This is a genomic window from Streptomyces sp. SCPE 10 (assembly GCF_051980735.1).
Lineage (GTDB): Bacteria > Actinomycetota > Actinomycetes > Streptomycetales > Streptomycetaceae > Streptomyces > Streptomyces misionensis.
The window spans coordinates 2,798,670-2,814,476 of the sequence record NZ_CP197069.1; the positions used below are offsets into that span (position 1 = coordinate 2,798,670).

The 15,807-nt window shown below is 73.5% G+C and carries 11 protein-coding genes; 5 read left to right on the plus strand and 6 right to left on the minus strand.

The window, feature by feature from the left end:
* Positions 1-37 precede the first annotated feature (37 nt).
* Positions 38-685 carry a superoxide dismutase gene (locus ACSP97_RS13125; protein WP_355327403.1) on the plus strand — a complete coding sequence of 216 codons (648 nt, stop codon included), beginning with the start codon at positions 38-40 and terminating at the stop codon, positions 683-685.
* Between the two features lie 122 nt (positions 686-807).
* Here the strand turns inward: ACSP97_RS13125 and ACSP97_RS13130 are convergent, their stop codons facing one another.
* Positions 808-1,419, minus strand: coding sequence for a histidine phosphatase family protein (locus ACSP97_RS13130; protein ID WP_440557586.1), 612 nt, complete (start codon positions 1,417-1,419; stop codon positions 808-810).
* Between the two features lie 286 nt (positions 1,420-1,705).
* On the opposite strand from ACSP97_RS13130, the gene ACSP97_RS13135 reads away from it, so the two are divergent.
* Positions 1,706-2,728 (plus strand): 2-hydroxyacid dehydrogenase, encoded by a 1,023-nt coding sequence (locus ACSP97_RS13135; protein ID WP_355144774.1) that lies wholly within the window; start codon positions 1,706-1,708, stop codon positions 2,726-2,728.
* Between the two features lie 351 nt (positions 2,729-3,079).
* Here ACSP97_RS13135 and ACSP97_RS13140 read toward each other — a convergent pair whose 3' ends face one another.
* Complete coding sequence (locus tag ACSP97_RS13140; RefSeq protein ID WP_355144778.1) at positions 3,080-3,742, minus strand: mycothiol-dependent nitroreductase Rv2466c family protein; 663 nt, start codon at positions 3,740-3,742, stop codon at positions 3,080-3,082.
* A 139-nt stretch (positions 3,743-3,881) separates the two neighbouring features.
* Between ACSP97_RS13140 and pepN the strand changes: the two genes are divergently transcribed.
* Together pepN and ACSP97_RS13150 are read left to right on the plus strand one after the other, a co-directional pair.
* Positions 3,882-6,458, plus strand: a complete 2,577-nt coding sequence (gene pepN, locus ACSP97_RS13145; RefSeq protein WP_388288860.1) for an aminopeptidase N — start codon at positions 3,882-3,884, stop codon at positions 6,456-6,458.
* 206 nt (positions 6,459-6,664) lie between these two features.
* Complete coding sequence (locus ACSP97_RS13150; protein ID WP_355144782.1) at positions 6,665-7,699, plus strand: hypothetical protein; 1,035 nt, start codon at positions 6,665-6,667, stop codon at positions 7,697-7,699.
* A gap of 67 nt (positions 7,700-7,766) precedes the next feature.
* Here ACSP97_RS13150 and ACSP97_RS13155 read toward each other — a convergent pair whose 3' ends face one another.
* The 4 genes from ACSP97_RS13155 to ACSP97_RS13170 all read right to left on the minus strand — a co-directional run bounded on the left by ACSP97_RS13155 (position 7,767) and on the right by ACSP97_RS13170 (position 14,295).
* Positions 7,767-10,496, minus strand: coding sequence for an FUSC family protein (locus ACSP97_RS13155; RefSeq protein ID WP_440557589.1), 2,730 nt, complete (start codon positions 10,494-10,496; stop codon positions 7,767-7,769).
* The gene (locus tag ACSP97_RS13160) at positions 10,493-11,044 is read right to left on the minus strand and encodes a MarR family winged helix-turn-helix transcriptional regulator (RefSeq protein ID WP_440557591.1); all 552 of its coding nucleotides are present in this window, start codon (positions 11,042-11,044) and stop codon (positions 10,493-10,495) included. The genes ACSP97_RS13155 and ACSP97_RS13160 overlap by 4 nt, the downstream gene beginning before the upstream one ends.
* 234 nt (positions 11,045-11,278) lie before the next feature.
* Positions 11,279-12,445: a serine hydrolase domain-containing protein gene (locus ACSP97_RS13165; protein ID WP_440557593.1), complete on the minus strand. Its 1,167-nt coding sequence runs from the start codon at positions 12,443-12,445 to the stop codon at positions 11,279-11,281.
* Between the two features lie 92 nt (positions 12,446-12,537).
* A complete protein-coding gene (locus ACSP97_RS13170; RefSeq protein ID WP_440557595.1) occupies positions 12,538-14,295 on the minus strand; it encodes a TIGR03767 family metallophosphoesterase in 1,758 nt (585 codons plus the stop codon).
* A 495-nt stretch (positions 14,296-14,790) separates the two neighbouring features.
* On the opposite strand from ACSP97_RS13170, the gene ACSP97_RS13175 reads away from it, so the two are divergent.
* A complete protein-coding gene (locus tag ACSP97_RS13175) occupies positions 14,791-15,807 on the plus strand; it encodes an aspartate-semialdehyde dehydrogenase (protein ID WP_355144792.1) in 1,017 nt (338 codons plus the stop codon).

The following is a 15,807-nucleotide window of genomic DNA, read 5'->3' on the forward strand; positions in this document are numbered from 1 at the left end:
CAAGAGACTTGCAATAAGGTTCCGGAGGGGATCACCCATGCCCGTCTACACGCTGCCCGACCTGCCGTACGACTACTCGGCGCTGGCCCCCGTGATCAGCCCCGAGATCATCGAGCTGCACCATGACAAGCACCACGCGGCCTATGTGAAGGGCGCCAACGACACGCTGGAACAGCTGGCGGAGGCGCGGGACAAGGAGTCGTGGGGCTCGGTCAACGGGCTGGAGAAGAATCTGGCCTTCCATCTGTCCGGGCACATCCTGCACAGCATCTACTGGCAGAACATGACCGGCCCGAAGGACGGTGGCGGCGAGCCGCTGGCGGCGGACGGCGTGGGCGAACTCGCCGACGCCATCAAGGAGTCCTTCGGCTCCTTCGCCGCGTTCAAGAGCCAGTTGTCCAAGGCTGCGGCCACCACCCAGGGCTCCGGCTGGGGCGTGCTCGCGTACGAGCCGCTGAGCGGGCGGCTGATCGTGGAGCAGGTCTACGACCACCAGGGCAACGTCGGCCAGGGCTCGACCCCGATCCTGGTCTTCGACGCCTGGGAGCACGCCTTCTACCTCCAGTACAAGAACCAGAAGGTCGACTTCATCGAGGCCATGTGGCGGGTGGTCGACTGGCAGGACGTGGCCCGGCGCTACGCGGCCGCCACCTCCCGCGCGAACGCGCTGCTGCTCGCGCCGTGAGCGCGCCCCTGAAGCGTCCCGCCTCGTGATCGTCTTCTCACCCTTCACGGCGGCGGGCGGTTGAAGGGAGGCCCTCCGTGAGGACGTGACTCACGGAGGGCCTTCTGCCGTGTGCCGCCCCGTCACGCGCAGGGCACGTTGAGCGACAGCAGAGCCGTGCGGTCGCCGTCGACGCGGATCTCGGTGACGGCCGCGTTCAGCAGCCGCGGCAGAACCCGGCGGTATTCGGACAGCGGGATCCCCAGCAGGGCGCAGAGCACCAGCCGCAGCAGGGTGTTGTGCGCGACGACCAGGACCCGGCCGCCCCGGTGCGCCCCGGCGATCCGGCGCAGCGCGGCGGCGCCCCGCGCGGCGGCGGCGCGCGGGTCCTCGGCGCCGGGGAACGCATGGGCGACGGGGTCCCGGCGGTAGGCCTCGGCGGCGGCCGGGTGCTCCGCCGCGAACTCCGCGAGGGTACGGCCCTCCACCACGCCGAAGCCGCACTCCCTGAGGTCGTCCTCGCGCCGCGCCTCGATCCCGAGCACCCGGCAGGCGGGCTCGGCGGTGGCCACGGCCCGGTTCAGCGGGGAGCACCACACGGCGTCCACGGGCCGCTCCCCCACCCACCTCCCCAACGCCTCGGCCTGCGCCCGGCCCAGCGCGGTGAGCCCGATGTCGCTCGCTCCGGCGTACCGGTTCTCCGCGTGCCAGGGGGTCTCGCCGTGGCGGGCCAGGAGGAGGGTGGTGGTCGTCATGCCGTCGGTGTTCCCTTCCGTCTTCCTCCCCCCTTCCTTCCCCGGGCCGGTCCCGCCGTCACCGCCGCCCCGCCGGCCGCGCGCGGGCGTGCGTCCCTCCGCGCATGGCGCATTTCCCGCCGCCCGCCGCGAACGTCCCCGGCCTTTCCCACGCGCAGGGATTGACGCCCCCCTGCGGGTCGCTACACCCTGTACAGCCGAAACGACTCACCGTGTCGGACCAGCGCCCCCACCGCACCGACGAAAGACCCACTGTCCTTGACGTCGAGACGAAAGACGCCCTGTGATGACCTCCAGTGTGCGGGTGCTGGCCGCCGGCGACCGCTTTGTGCTGCCCTCGCTGATCACGGCGGCCCTCGCCCGGCAGGCCCACTGCGATGTGCGGGAACTGATGCTCGGCTGGCCGCTGGAACCGTTCGGTCCGGTCGCCGGGGTGCGCGAGGCCAGCGGCACGGAGGACGAGCTGATCGCGGCCCTGGCCGGCGCGGACGTCCTCGTCACCCAGAGGGCGCCGGTCACCGAGCGGGTGCTGGCCGCCCGACCGGAGCTGCGGCTGGTCGCGGTCTGCCGGGGCGACCCGGTGAACGTCGACCTGGAGGCGGCCCGGCGGCACGACGTCCGGGTCTGCTTCGCGCCCGGCCGCACCGCCGCCGCCACCGCCGAGTTCACCGTCGGCCTGCTGATCGCCGCCCTTCGCCGCATCCCGCAGGCCCACGACCTGCTGGCGGAGCAGGGGAGTTGGGCGGGCCCGACGTACTGCACGTACGAGCAGAGCGGACTGGAGCTGGAGGACCTGCCGGTCGGGCTGATCGGGCACGGCGCGGTCGGCAGCCGGGTGGCGCGGGCGCTGTGCGCGTTCGGCGCGCGGGTGATGGTGCACGACCCGTACGCGCGCGGCGAGGTGCACGGGCTGCGGATGTCCTCGCTGGACGAACTGCTGCGCCGCTCCCGGGTGATCAGCCTGCACGCCCGGCTCACCGAGGAGACCCGGGGGCTGATCGGCGCCCGCGAGCTGGCGCTGCTGCCGCCGGGCGCGGTCGTGGTCAACGCGGCCCGCGGGGGCCTGCTGGACGAGGCCGCGCTGTGCGACGCGCTGGAGGACGGCCGGCTCGCCGCGGCGGCGCTGGACACGTACGCCGAGGAGCCGTTGCCGGCGGACTCGCGGCTGCGCACGGTCGGCGGGCGGGTGCTGCTGACCCCGCACCTCGGCGGCGCGAGCCGGGCGGTCGCGGAGAAGGCGGCCCGGCTGGCGGCGGCGGAGGTGGGGCGGTGGGTGCGGGGGGAGCCGCTCGCCCACTGTCTGACGTGAGGCGCGGGAGCCCGAAGCCGCTCGGGCCGACCGGCGGCGGCCGCTCGCACCGGTCACCGGGCCGACGCCGCCGGGCGGGCCCGGGGGCGGCCTGCCCGCCGCCCGCCCGCGCGCTCGGCGCGGGGGCACCGCGCCCGGCGACGGGCTACTGACCGTCGGCACCTGTCCGGCCGCCCTGGACGTCACCGCCCGGACCGAGCCCGCCCGCATCGTCCACCCGGACCCGGACCGGGCCGACCGCCGCACCGGACGTCAGGAGGAACACCTGCGTCTGCCGCGGCGGCCCGGAGCCGGGCCCGGCACGGGTGACCCCCCGGGTGCCGGAACCCGGTCCGGTGTCCTGCCCCGGGCCTACAGGTTGCTGAAGTCGGGGCCCTGCGTCCTCGTGCGCTTGATCTCGTAGAAGCCCGGGACCGAGGCGACCGCGAGGGTGCCGTCCCACAGGCGGGCGGCCTGCTCGCCCTTGGGGGCGGGGGTGACGACCGGCCCGAAGAAGGCGATCTGCTGCCCGTCGTCCCCGGGAACCGCGATCACGGGGGTGCCGACCTCCTGGCCGACCTTGTCGATGCCCTCCTTGTGGGAGGCGCGCAGCTCGGCGTCGAACTCGAAGTCCTCCTGCTCGGCGTAGTCGATCAGCTCGGCGGGCAGGCCCACGTCGGCGAGCGCCCCGGCGATGGCCTCCAGGGTGGCGCCCTCGCCCTTGTTGTGGATGCGGGTGCCGAGCGCGGTGTACAGCGGGCCCACGACCTCCTGGCCGTGCTTCTGCCAGGCGGCGGTGACCACCCGCACGGACTGCCAGGCCCTGGTGCTGAGCATCTCCCGGTACTCCTCGGGCAGCTCGTCCAGCTTGTCCTCGTTGAGGACGGCGAGGCTCATGACGTGCCAGCGGACCTCGATGTCCCGGAGCTTCTCCACCTCCAGCACCCAGCGGGAGGTCATCCAGGCCCAGGGGCACAGCGGGTCGAACCAGAAGTCGACGGGGGTCTTGCCGGACGGGGACACGGTCTCGGACATGGTTCTCCTCAGCGAAATGGTCGTCCTCAACGGCAACGACGTCCCCGCGAACGGCATTCCCCGCTCAGCCCCGTCAGGAGCGCATGGCAGGATCGGTGCTGTTCAGCCCCGCATCACGTGATCACAAGGGAGTGCCGCCGTGCCCGGTGAGAATCTTTCCCGCGACGAGGCCCGGGAGCGGGCCGCCCTGCTGTCCGTCGACGGATACGACGTGTCCCTCGACCTCAGGTCCGCGGTCGGCGACGGGAACGGCGAGCCGCGCACCTTCCGCTCGGTGACCACCCTCCGCTTCCGCTGCAACGAGCCGGGCGCCTCCAGCTTCGCCGACCTGATCGCACCGAGCGTGACCGCCGTGTCCCTCAACGGCAAGGACCTGGACCCGAGCGAGGTCTTCGACGGCACCCGGATCGCGCTGGAAAACCTGGCCGCGGAGAACGAACTGGTGGTCGACGCCCAGTGCGCCTACTCGCGCACCGGTGAGGGCCTGCACCGCTTCGTGGACCCGGAGGACGGCGAGGTCTACCTCTACACGCAGTACGAGCCGGCCGACTCCCGCCGTGTGTTCGCGGGCTTCGAGCAGCCCGACCTCAAGGCGCCGTTCCGCTTCGAGGTGCGGGCGCCCGAGGGGTGGACCGTGTGGAGCAACGGCGCCGGTGAACTGTCCGACGGCGTGTGGAGGTTCGCGGAGACCAAGCCGATCTCGACGTACATCACCTGCGTGGTGGCGGGCCCGTACCACTACGTGACGGACACCTACTCCCGTACGTTCGCGGACGGCACCACGCTGGAGATCCCGCTGGGCGCGATGTGCCGCAAGGGGCTCGCCCCGCACTTCGACGCGGACGACGTCTTCCTGATCACCAAGCAGGGCCTGGACTTCTTCCACGAGCACTTCGACTACCCGTACCCCTTCGGCAAGTACGACCAGGCGTTCGTGCCGGAGTACAACCTGGGCGCGATGGAGAACCCGGGCCTGGTGACCTTCCGCGAGGAGTACGTCTTCCGCGGGAAGGTGACGCAGGCGTCGTACGAGGCCCGCGCCAATGTGATCCTGCACGAGATGGCGCACATGTGGTTCGGCGACCTGGTCACCATGGCCTGGTGGGACGACCTGTGGCTGAAGGAGTCCTTCGCGGACTTCATGGGCACGTTCGGCAACGTCGGCGCGACCCGCTTCAAGGACGCCTGGATCACCTTCGCCAACCGCCGCAAGGCGTGGGCGTACCGCGCGGACCAGCTGCCGTCCACGCACCCGATCACGGCGGACATCCGCGACCTCCAGGACGCCAAGCTGAACTTCGACGGCATCACCTACGCCAAGGGCGCCTCCGTGCTCAAGCAGCTGGTGGCGTACGTCGGGCAGGACGCGTTCCTGGAGGGCGCCCGCCGCTACTTCAAGCGGCACGCGTACGGCAACACGCGCCTGGGCGACCTGCTGTCGGTGCTGGGCGAGACCAGCGGCCGGGACATGACGGCGTGGTCGCGGTCCTGGCTGGAGACGGCCGGGGTGAACGCGCTGACCCCGCAGGTGCTCCTGGCGGACTCCCGCGTCGCCGAGCTGGCGGTGGTGCAGGAGGCCCCCGAGGCCCATCCCGAACTGCGGCCGCACCGGATCGCGGTGGGCCTGTACCGGCTCACCGAGGGCGGCGCGCTGGAGCGGTACGCGCGGGTGGAGACGGACGTGGACGGCCCGCGCACGGTGGTGGCCGAGCTCGCCGGCGCCGAGGCCCCGGACCTGGTGCTGGTCAACGACGACGACCTGACCTACTGCAAGACCCGCTTCGACGCCGGTTCGCTGGCCACCCTCCAGGAGCACCTGGGCGACCTGACCGACCCGCTGGCGCGGGCCCTGTGCTGGTCGGCGCTGTGGAACATGACCCGGGACGCGCTGCTGCCGGCCCGGGACTTCATCGGTCTGGTGCTGCGCTTCGCGGGCCGCGAGTCGGACATCGGCGTGCTCCAGATGCTGCACGCGTGGGCGCGCTCGGCGCTGGAGCGCTACGCGGCCCCCGCCTGGCGGGACACCGGCGGCGCGCTGCTCGCCGAGGGCGCGCTGCGGGAGCTGCGGGCGGCCGGGCCGGGCAGCGAGCACCAGCTGGCCTGGGCGCGGTTCTTCGCCTCGACGGCGTCGGCCGAGCCGGACCTGGCGCTGCTGAAGGAGCTGCTGGACGGCACCACGGCGATCGAGGGCCTGGACGTGGACCAGGAGCTGCGCTGGGCGTTCCTGGAGCCGCTGGCCGCGCACGGCGTGGCCGACGAGCGGCTGCTCGCCGCCGAACTGGCCCGCGACGACACCGCGTCCGGCAAGCGCCACCAGGTGCGCTGCCTGGCGGCCCGCCCCTCGGCGGAGGTCAAGGCGCGGGCGTGGGAGCAGGTCGTGGAGTCCGACACGCTGTCCAACGCGCTGGTGGAGGCGACGATCGCGGGCTTCGACCAGCCCTCCCAGCGGGAGCTGACCGCGCCGTACGCGCAGAAGTACTTCGCGGCCATCGAGCGGGTGTGGCGGGAGCGTTCCATCCAGATCGGCATGGACGTGGTCAGCGGGCTGTTCCCGGCCTTCCAGGACCGGCCCGAGACGCTCGCGGCGACGGACGCGTGGCTCCAGGCGCACCAGGACGCGGCGCCCGCGCTGCGGCGGCTGGTGCTGGAGGCGCGGGACGACCTGGCGCGGGCGCTGCGCGGACAGGAGTGCGACGCGGAGGCCGCCACCCGATGAGCGTTGGCCTGAGCCTCGGCGGTCGGTGACCGTTACCGGATGCGTGCCCCGACGGCCGTAACCCCTGGTCCGCACCCCGCGGACCAGGGGTTTCCGGTGCCCGATCGACATCCGAACACCTGACCTTTAGTTCCGTCTTGTCCGTATTCCTCGACGACCGTGTAACAGCGGTTAAAGGAGGGACCAGGGGTGGGCATCCCGAGGGCATGACGCACAACACCCCCCTCTCCCCCCGCCCCCTCGGCCATCTCCACGACACCCACCACCGCGTGCTGACCACGGCCCAGCTGCGCGCCCACGGGGTGACCGCGGCCGAACTGTCCGCACGGACCCGCCCCGGCGGCCCGTGGCGTCAACTGCTGCCGCACGTCCACCTGTTGCACCCGGGACCGCCGACAAGCGAGGAGCGGCTGCGCGGCGCCCTGCTGTACGCGGCCCGCGAGCCCGCGCCGGGCGTCCCGGTGCAGCCGACGGCCAGGCACGCGCACCGCCCGCCGTACCCGGGCGCGATGCTCACGGGCCTGGCGGCGCTCACCCTGTACGGCTTTCGCGCCGCGCCGCCGCTGACCTCCCTGGAGCACATCGACGTCCTGGTGCCCCGGCAGCGCAGGCTGCGCTCCACCGGCTACGTCCGGATCGTGCGCGGCGCTGACGTGCCCGCCCCGCGCACGGTGACCGGGCTGCCGGTGGCGCCGGTGGCGAGGGCGCTCGCGGACGCGGTGGCCGGGCTGCGGGAGGCGGAGCCGGTACGGCGGCTGCTGACCGAGGCGGTGCGCGGCGGGCACTGCGAACCGGCCGCCGTCGTCGAGGAGTTGACGCGGGCGAAGCTGCTCGGGCGGCCGCATGTGGCGGGCGCGGTGGACGCGCTGGTCGCGGAGGGCCGGTCGATCGCGGAGGGCCGGCTGTACCGGATGGTCCGGGAGTACGGCCTGCCGGACCCGCTGTGGAATGTGGACCTGCGACTGCCCGGCGGCCCCCCGCTCGGCGCCGTGGACGCCTACTGGCCGAACGAGGCGGTCGCGGTCGAGCTGGACATGCGGCACGGGGACGGCGAGGACGCCGTCTGGTCGCGGTACGCGGACCGGCGGGAGCGGCTGGAGCGGCTCGGGATCACGGTCGTCCATCTGACCCCGGCGAAGCTCAGGGAGTCGACGGCCCAGCAGGCCGCGGTGGTCCGTACGGCGCTGATGGCGGCCGGCGACCGGGAGCCGGCCGCCTACGTCGTCGCCCTGCCCCGGTAGCGCGGCCTGCTCCACGGCCGCGCGCTCCCCGGCCCTCGGGTGCCGAAGGCCGGGGAGCGCCGCCCGGCTACAGCCGGATGTCCAGCCGCACGTCCGCCTGCGCCGCGTGGATGGTCACGGACTGGGCGCGCGGGGGGTGGTCGGCCGCCGCCACGACCAGGGTGTGCGAGCCCGGCCGCAGGCCGAGCCGGTAGCGGCCGGCGTCGGCGTGGGTCTGGGCGACCCGCTGGCCGCGGGAGTTGATGACGGTGATCCGGACGCCGGGGCAGCCGTCGGGGTGGGCGGCGCAGGACACCGAGCCAGCCAGGTGCGCCTCGGCCGCGCCCTCCGTCCGTGCCGTACCGGTGGCGGGACCGGCCGCGCCGGGGCCCACCGCGACGGCGACCTGGGCGGACGGCGTCCGCACGAGGCGCGTGCCGCCCCGGCCGGCCGCCAAAGCGTCCGCCGCCGGGGCGGGCGCGGGCCGCTGTGCCGGGCACGGCCGCCCGGCGTCCCGGCCGGTGCCGGGGGCCACGGGCAGCCCGCTCTTCTCGGCGAACGCGGCGAGTGCCGTGTCCAGTGCCTCCAGTTCGCGCAGGGCGGTCTGCAACCGCTGGGCGCGCGGGCCGGGCGAGGCCGGGCGCACCAGCGCCCGCAACTCCCGGACCATGGGGCCGACGGGGCGCCAGGTGCCCTGGGCGGTGCCGTTGACCAGGTGGTGGTCGAGGGCGCGCAGCGAGTCGGTGAAGGTGTGGGTGACGAGCTGGAGCCGCTCGGACAGCCGCGGGGAGAGGTCGATGTCGATGTCCGCGGCGGACGCCAGCGCCCGGGCGTGCCCGGTGGCCGTGGTCAGCAGCGCCATTCGGTTGAGCGGCCCGCGTCCGCGCACCCCGATCGGCATGCGCACCAGCGGCCGGGAGACCTCCGCGACCTGGAACAGCGCGACGTCGACGGCGCGTGCCGCGCCCCGCAGCCGCACCGGGCTGTCCGGCTCCGCCCAGCGGGCCGAGACCTGGGTGAGCAGGTTCTGCACCGCCACGACGTAGCCGTGTTCCGCCTCCCGGGCGATCGACCGGGTGGACAGGGGGAAGATCAGCGCGGCGCAGGCGGCCGCCGCCAGGATGCCGATGCCGTTGTCCAGGAGGCGTTCGCCGAGCAGGTGGTCCATCCGGCTGTCCGGCGTGGTCAGCCCGTAGAGCTGCACCAGGGCGACGACCAGGCCGGTGGTCCACAGGGCGTAGGCCCGCTGCATGCCCCAGGAGCCGAAGGCGAGACCGAGGACGATGACGGTGAGCGTCCAGTAGACGTGGTCGCGGCCGATCCAGTGGAGCAGGAGCACGCCGATGATCGCGCCGGCGGCGGTGCCGATCATGCGATGGGCGAACTTGCGCAGCCGTTCGTGGGTGGTGTTGGTGCCGAACAGCGTGATCATCACACCGACCAGGCCCCAGTAGAAGCGCCGCGGGTCGATGGCGTCGGCGATGGGACAGGCGATCGCGGCGGCCACTCCCGCGTGCAGCGGGGCCCGCACGAAGGGCACGACCCGCTGCCAACCGCTCTGCGTGCGCGCGGTGAGCACGCGCCGCATCGGCGCGGCCGAGCCGGGGATGCGCTCGTTCTCCAGTGCCACGGCCGGTTCGAAGGGCACCGCGGCGGGGGTGCCGGGCGTGCGCAGGCCCAGGGCCAGCCAGCCGGACAGGGAGTCGGCCAGGGACTCCAGGAGTTCGGCGACCCGGCGGACGAGGGCCGCGGACTCGGCGTCGTGGGCGGCGGCCTGCGGGTTGTGCAGGATCGCGTCGGCCTGCTCCCGGATCGTCCGCACGGCGGGCAGCAGCCCGCCGGCCTCGGCGGGCGGGGTGTCGCGGGCCAACAGCAGGCCCACCGCCAGGCACTGGCGCAGCTCTTCGGGCGGCGACTGCGTGTTGAGCACCTGGACCGCCTGGCTGATGCCGCGCAGGGCCAGCTCCGCGTCGAACAGATGCCGGTGCAGCAGCTCCGCCACCACGGGGTCGGTGGCGGCCTCGGGCTGGGCGAGGCGGGCGTCGATGGTGAGGGTGACCAGGTTCAGGCGGCGCAGCGAGCGGTTCGTCCGGCGCACCACCCGCTTCGGGGAGGCGTCGGGGTCGAGCGCGTCGACGGTGATGTCGACCAGTCGGCGGGCCTCCACGACGAAGGCCCGCTGGGTGCGGAGCAGGTCCTCCCGGGGCATCGGGTAGCACAGCAGGAGCCGGGCGGCCAGCACCGCCGCGGCGGAGACCAGGGCGATCACGAACGCCTTGCCCACCATGGCGGTGGGGATGCCCGCGATGGTGCCCACCATCAGCCCGTTGAACATCATCATGCCGGTAAGCAGCGCCAGCTGACCGAACCGGGCGAGCAGGAAGGTCAGGGCGAGCGCGACGACGTTGAGGCCGAGCTCCAGCGTGCGGTGGCCGCTCAGGCTCGCGGCCACCCAGAGCACCAGGGTGTAGGGGAACGGCATCCAGAGACTGGACTTCGCTATCTTGTCCCAGCTGTTGCCGGTCACCGCGAAGCCGTTCATCAGGCCCATCATCCCGCCGACCATCATGCCGATCATCGGGGGAACGGTGAGGGCGTGCGACAGGCCGTAGCCGACCGCGAGCGAGGTGACCATCGTCACCAGCGTCCGCCAGCCCGCCTGGAGCTGACCCAGTCCGGGGTCCGAGACCAGCACGCGGTCCCACCACCGGTACGGACCGGCCACCCGTCTGGGGGCCACGCCGATGGGCACGGTCTCGGTCGGTGTGACGGCCGAGGCGGGATCGGCTTCCTGCCGGGCGGTTCCTGGGCGGGTCAAGTGGTCTCCGGTTCCATGGCTTGGGCGAGCGTGGCGACGGCCTGCCGCGCGGCGTACACCGTGCGCTCGCATTCTTCGACGGTGGGGCTGTGCAGCGCGTCCAGCAGGGCGGCGGCCATCCGTTGCCGGGCCTGTTCGAGCAGGCGGCGTCCGCCGGGGGTGAGGGTCGTCTCCACCACGCGGCGGTCGGCCGTGGAGCGGCGGCGCTCGACCAGCCCCTGGTCCTCCAGCTTCTGCAGCAGCACCGTGACCCGGGGCTGCACCAGTCCGGTGCGCGCCGCGAGTTCGGTGACGCGCCGGGGCGTGGTCTCCAGGGCGGCGAGCAGGGACGCCTCGGTACGGGTCAGGCCGTACTCGCCGGCCCGGAACAGCGCCAGGGTGAGCCTGGCGAGGTCGCGCAGCAGGCCCTGGGCCGCGCTCTGGATACGGCGTTCGGCGCAGGGGGCGCCGTCGTCGGCGGGTTCACCGAGGAGGCGGTCCTGGGGGAGAAGGCCGTCTTGTCCGGGTTCGCCGTGACGGGCGTCGACATCACCGGAAGACACGTGCATATGGAAAGTATATATCCACGTGATACGACCGCATGACCCGCGGGCTCGCCCGACCGGGCCCGGAGCCGGTCCCTAGGGTCTTTCGTTTGGATCAGGCCGGATCAGGGAGCGGGGTCTGGTGCCGTGCGTCGCAAGGCGGAGGAGGGCGACATGGCGGAGCCATGGCAACCGACGACAACGCCGCGAGGCGCGGTGCCAGGGCCCGCGAGCCCGGCACGATCCAAACGAGAGGCCCTAGTCGCCGCAGAACTCGGCCTCGACCACCGCGTCCGGGTCCCCGGCCCAGTCGCTGTTGAAGTTCAGCGCCAGCACATGGCGGCCGTCGGCGGTGGCCGCCGCGACCGAGGTGGAGCCGAGGATGTCGCCGGTGTGGGTCCAGACGTGCACGCCGCAGCTCAGCCTGCGGTCCATGAGCCCGAGGCCGTAGCGGACGTCCGGGGCGCCGTCGATCGCGACCGTGGTCCGCATCTCCGCCAGCTGGCGGGCGGGAAGCAGCCGCCCGCCCAGCAGGGCGCCGTAGAAGCGGTCCAGGTCGGCCGAGTCGGAGATCACCTCGCCCGAGGAACCGGCGAGGGAGGGGTCGAGGTCGGTGACGTCGTACACCGGTCCCGCCGGGTCGCCGAACGTCGAGTAGGCCCGGCCGCCGGGGCGCGGCAGGGTGACCTCGGTGCCGGGCAGGGACGTGGCCCGCAGGCCCAGCGGCTCGATGACGCGGCGGGTGATCTCGGTGGCGTACGAGTGTCCCGTCACCTTCTCGATGATCATCCCGGCGACGACGTAGTTGGTGTTGGAGTAGTGCCAGGAGGTGCCCGGCGCGAAGTCCGGCGCGTGCCGCAGCGCGATGGCCACCAGCTCGTTCGGGGTGAGGGTGTCGTAGCGGTGCCGCCGGAAGCCGTCCTCGGTGAGGTGCGCGGCGCGGAACTCCTCGTCCTGCGTGTAGTTGGGCAGGCCGCTGGTGTGGTCGAGGAGCCTGCGCAGGGTGATGCGGCGGCCGTCGTTGCCGTGCCCCCGTACGAGTCCCGGCAGCCACTTGTCCACGGTGTCGTCCAGGGACAGCCGGCCCTCCGCCTCCAGCTGGAGCAGCACCGTGGCGACGAAGGTCTTGGTCATGCTGCCGATGCGGTACCGGTCCCGCGGCGAGCGCGGTTCGCCGGTGCGCAGGTCGCCGGTGCCGGCGGTCGCGGACCAGGTCCCGTGGGGGTCGCGCACGGTGACCGTCACTCCGGGGACACCGGCCGCGACGGCGGCCTCGACGGCCCTGCGGGTGGCGGAGTGCGCGTCGGCGGAGCGCGTCCGGGCGGGGCGGGAGGTGTGGTGGGCGTGACCGGCGATGGCCGGGGTGGTGAGGGCCGTCGTCAGGAGCAGGGCGGTGGCGCCCACCAGGGCCGTGCGTGCCGGCATGTCTTCCCCCCACTGGTGATGTGCGCTGTCGGGGGAAGATACCGGTGCCGGACGCCCGGAGGTTGCCCGGCAGTGCTCCGGACGGCCCCGATTCAGCCCTTTTCCAGTACGAGTTCGGTGTTGCGGTCGGCCGCGCCGCCCGCGAGGTGCGGGCTCGCCCCGGGGGCGTTGAACGCCAACTCCCGGTAGAGCGCGGCGAGTCCGGTCTGCGAGAGGTCGGCGAAATCGGTGCGGTGCGGGGCCGCGGACTCGATCAGGGTGGTGAACAGGGAGATCGTGCCGTCCCTGTTGTCGGTCAGCTCGATGATCCGGGCGAGGTGGGGGTGGTCGACGTGCGAGGCGGTGGAGATCTCCCAGAACGAGCGGCCGTTGCCGGTGCGGTGCGGAGTGACGACGTTGCGGTGGATGTGCCCGTTCACCCAGGCCAGCACGTTGGCGTGCCGGGACAGCAGCGTGACCACCTCGGCGCCGCCGTGCCGCCGCTCGCCGGGGCGGTCCGGGTCGGGGCGGGTGTTGTCCATGGACGCGCTGGTGTGGTGGCTGAAGACGACGGCGTGGGAGTCCCTGTTCTCCCGCAGCGTCCGGTCCAGCCACTTCAGCTGGGCGGTGCCGATCGAGCCCTGGTAGTGGCCGCCGGGGTCGGTGGTGTCGAGGCTGATGCCGATGACGTCGTCCGAGATCCGGAAGGCGTAGTACTGGGTGCCCGCGTCGAGGTTCGCCGCGGAGTAGCCGTGCCCGGCCGGGCCGTGGCCCTGGTAGGCGGGGTCCAGATGGGCCTTGAGGTAGTCGGACCGGGTGTAGGGGGCGCGCTTCTCGTCCGCCGTGACCGCCCGCATGCCGCTCGCGTGGGCCTTGAGGAAGTCGCGGTAGCCGACGGCCGCGGGGTCCGTGCCGTTCTTGATGGCGGCCTGGAGCTTCCTGGCGTCGGCGAGGGCGACGTCGTACAGCTTCCGGCCGCCGATCGCGGCCTCGGCGAGGTAGGGGTCGCCGTGGGAGCCGTAGCAGCCGAGCGGGAGGGCGTCGTGGTTGCCGACGGTGGAGTACCAGGGCACGTCCAGGCCGGGGCTGCGCACCTCGCGGACGGCGGCGGCGAGGAAGCCGTCCAGATGCGGGAAGCCGAGCGCCTTGTCGCCGTCGCGGACCTCGGAGTCGGGCTGCCAGAACATCTTCAGGCCGCTGTTCTGCACGCCCTCGTAGTGCCGCGGGTCCCCGGTGTTGGGGGTGATCCGGCCGCCGCTCATCACCCGCATGAACCAGTCCAGTTCGCAGTGGGCGTTGTTGTCGGTGTTGTCGCCGGTGGTCATGACGAAGCCCAGCGGGGCGCCGGTGACCGGGCCGCCGCGCAGCGCGTTCACCCGCTCCACCAGCGAGACCGCGCCGGGCACGGTGAGCGCCTCGTGCGGGCGCCAGGAGTGGGTGTCGGTGACGCGCATGTACTCCAGGCGCAGCGGGTGCTGCACGTCCTGCACGTGGAGATCGGTGAACTGCACGAACGCGGCGAGCGTCGTGCGGCGCCCCTCCCGCCCGGACTTCGCGGCGGCCAGCTCGGTGCGCACCACGCGCGGCCAGCCGGGCCCGTCGCCGAGGCGCCGGTAACCGGAGGCGCCTCGCGGGGTGGCGACGGAGTCGAGGGTGGTGCCCTTGGTGAAGGGGGCGAGCGGGGCGGCCCCCCGCGTCCCGGCGGCGGGCGTCCGCGGGGCGGGGGCGGGGGCGGTGGTGGCGGCCTCGCTGGCGGTGGGGCGCAGGGCGTAGCCGACGCCCGCGGAGAGCGAGACCGCCGCTGCGGCGGCGAGGACGGTGCGGCGGCTGACCCCCGCGGCGAAGGCGGCGACAGAGCGTGTGCGCGGCATGCGCGGTCTCCCCGGGTGCGAACGCGTCGGTCGCGGGCCGCCGCGTACGCGTGCGCCCCGCTCAAGGGGATCGTCGGCAGCGGGGGTGGCCCCGACGTGAACGAGGCGGCAACGCGGGGCGCCGATCACGGTACGTGGATCACCGGGTACCGCGCGTGGTCACGAAGTGGATCGCGGGCGGTCCGGACGCGGTCATTCCCCGTTCATCTCCCGGGGCAGGGCGACGCGCCTGCCGGGGCAGGGGGACGCCCGGCACCGGGACCGGGCGCCGGCGGGCAGAGGCGTGCGTCACACGTCCGTATGAGCGTGTCCCGGCCGGGCAGGGGCCCGGCAGCACGGCGTGCGGCGCGGACACCCGGTGAGGCCCCCTCGCGGACATGTCCACTCCTCGGGCACATGTCGCAAAGAATTGGACAGGTGGGCCGGGGTCGGCCGCATCATGGAAACGCCCCGGTCAGCCCCGGGGCCAGGCAGAGTCGGACAGAGGGAGTCGTCGTGAGGGTCGGAATCGTCGGAGCCACCGGTCAGGTCGGCACGGTCATGCGCAGGATCCTCGTGGAGCGCAACTTCCCGGTCACGCAGCTGCGGCTGTTCGCCTCGGCCCGCTCGGCCGGCACGGTGCTGGACGGCGTGACGGTGGAGGACGCGTCGGCCGCCGACTACTCCGGCCTCGACATCGTGCTCTTCTCGGCGGGCGGCGCGACCTCCAAGGCGCTGGCCGAAAAGGTCGCCTCGCAGGGCGCCGTCGTGATCGACAACTCCTCGGCCTGGCGCCGCGACCCGGAGGTGCCGCTGGTCGTCGCCGAGGTGAACCCGCACGCGATCGCCGACCGCCCCAAGGGCATCATCGCCAACCCGAACTGCACCACGATGGCCGCGATGCCGGTCCTCAAGCCGCTGCACGAGGAGGCGGGCCTGCAGGCCCTGGTCGTCGCCACCTACCAGGCGGTGTCCGGCTCGGGTCTGGCGGGCGTGGCCGAGCTGCACGGCCAGGTCCAGAAGGTGGCCGCGGAGGCCGACAAGCTGACCCACGACGGCCAGGCGGTCGACTTCCCCGAGCCGAACGTCTACCGGCGCACCATCGCCTTCAACGTGCTCCCGCTGGCCGGTTCGATCGTGGACGACGGTCTGAACGAGACCGACGAGGAGCAGAAGCTGCGCAACGAGTCCCGCAAGATCCTGGAGATCCCCGGTCTCAAGGTCTCCGGCACCTGTGTGCGCGTACCGGTCTTCACCGGCCACTCCCTCCAGATCAACGCCCGCTTCGCCCGCCCGCTCTCCCCCGAGCGCGCCACCGAGCTGCTGGCCAAGGCCCCGGGCGTCGCCCTCTCCGACATCCCGACCCCGCTCCAGGCGGCCGGCCAGGACCCCTCGTACGTCGGCCGCATCCGGGCCGACGAGACGGTGGACAACGGCCTCGCCCTCTTCGTCTCCAACGACAACCTCCGCAAGGGCGCGGCGCTGAACGCCGTGCAGCTGGCGGAGCTGGTGGCGGCGGAACTCTCCGCCTGA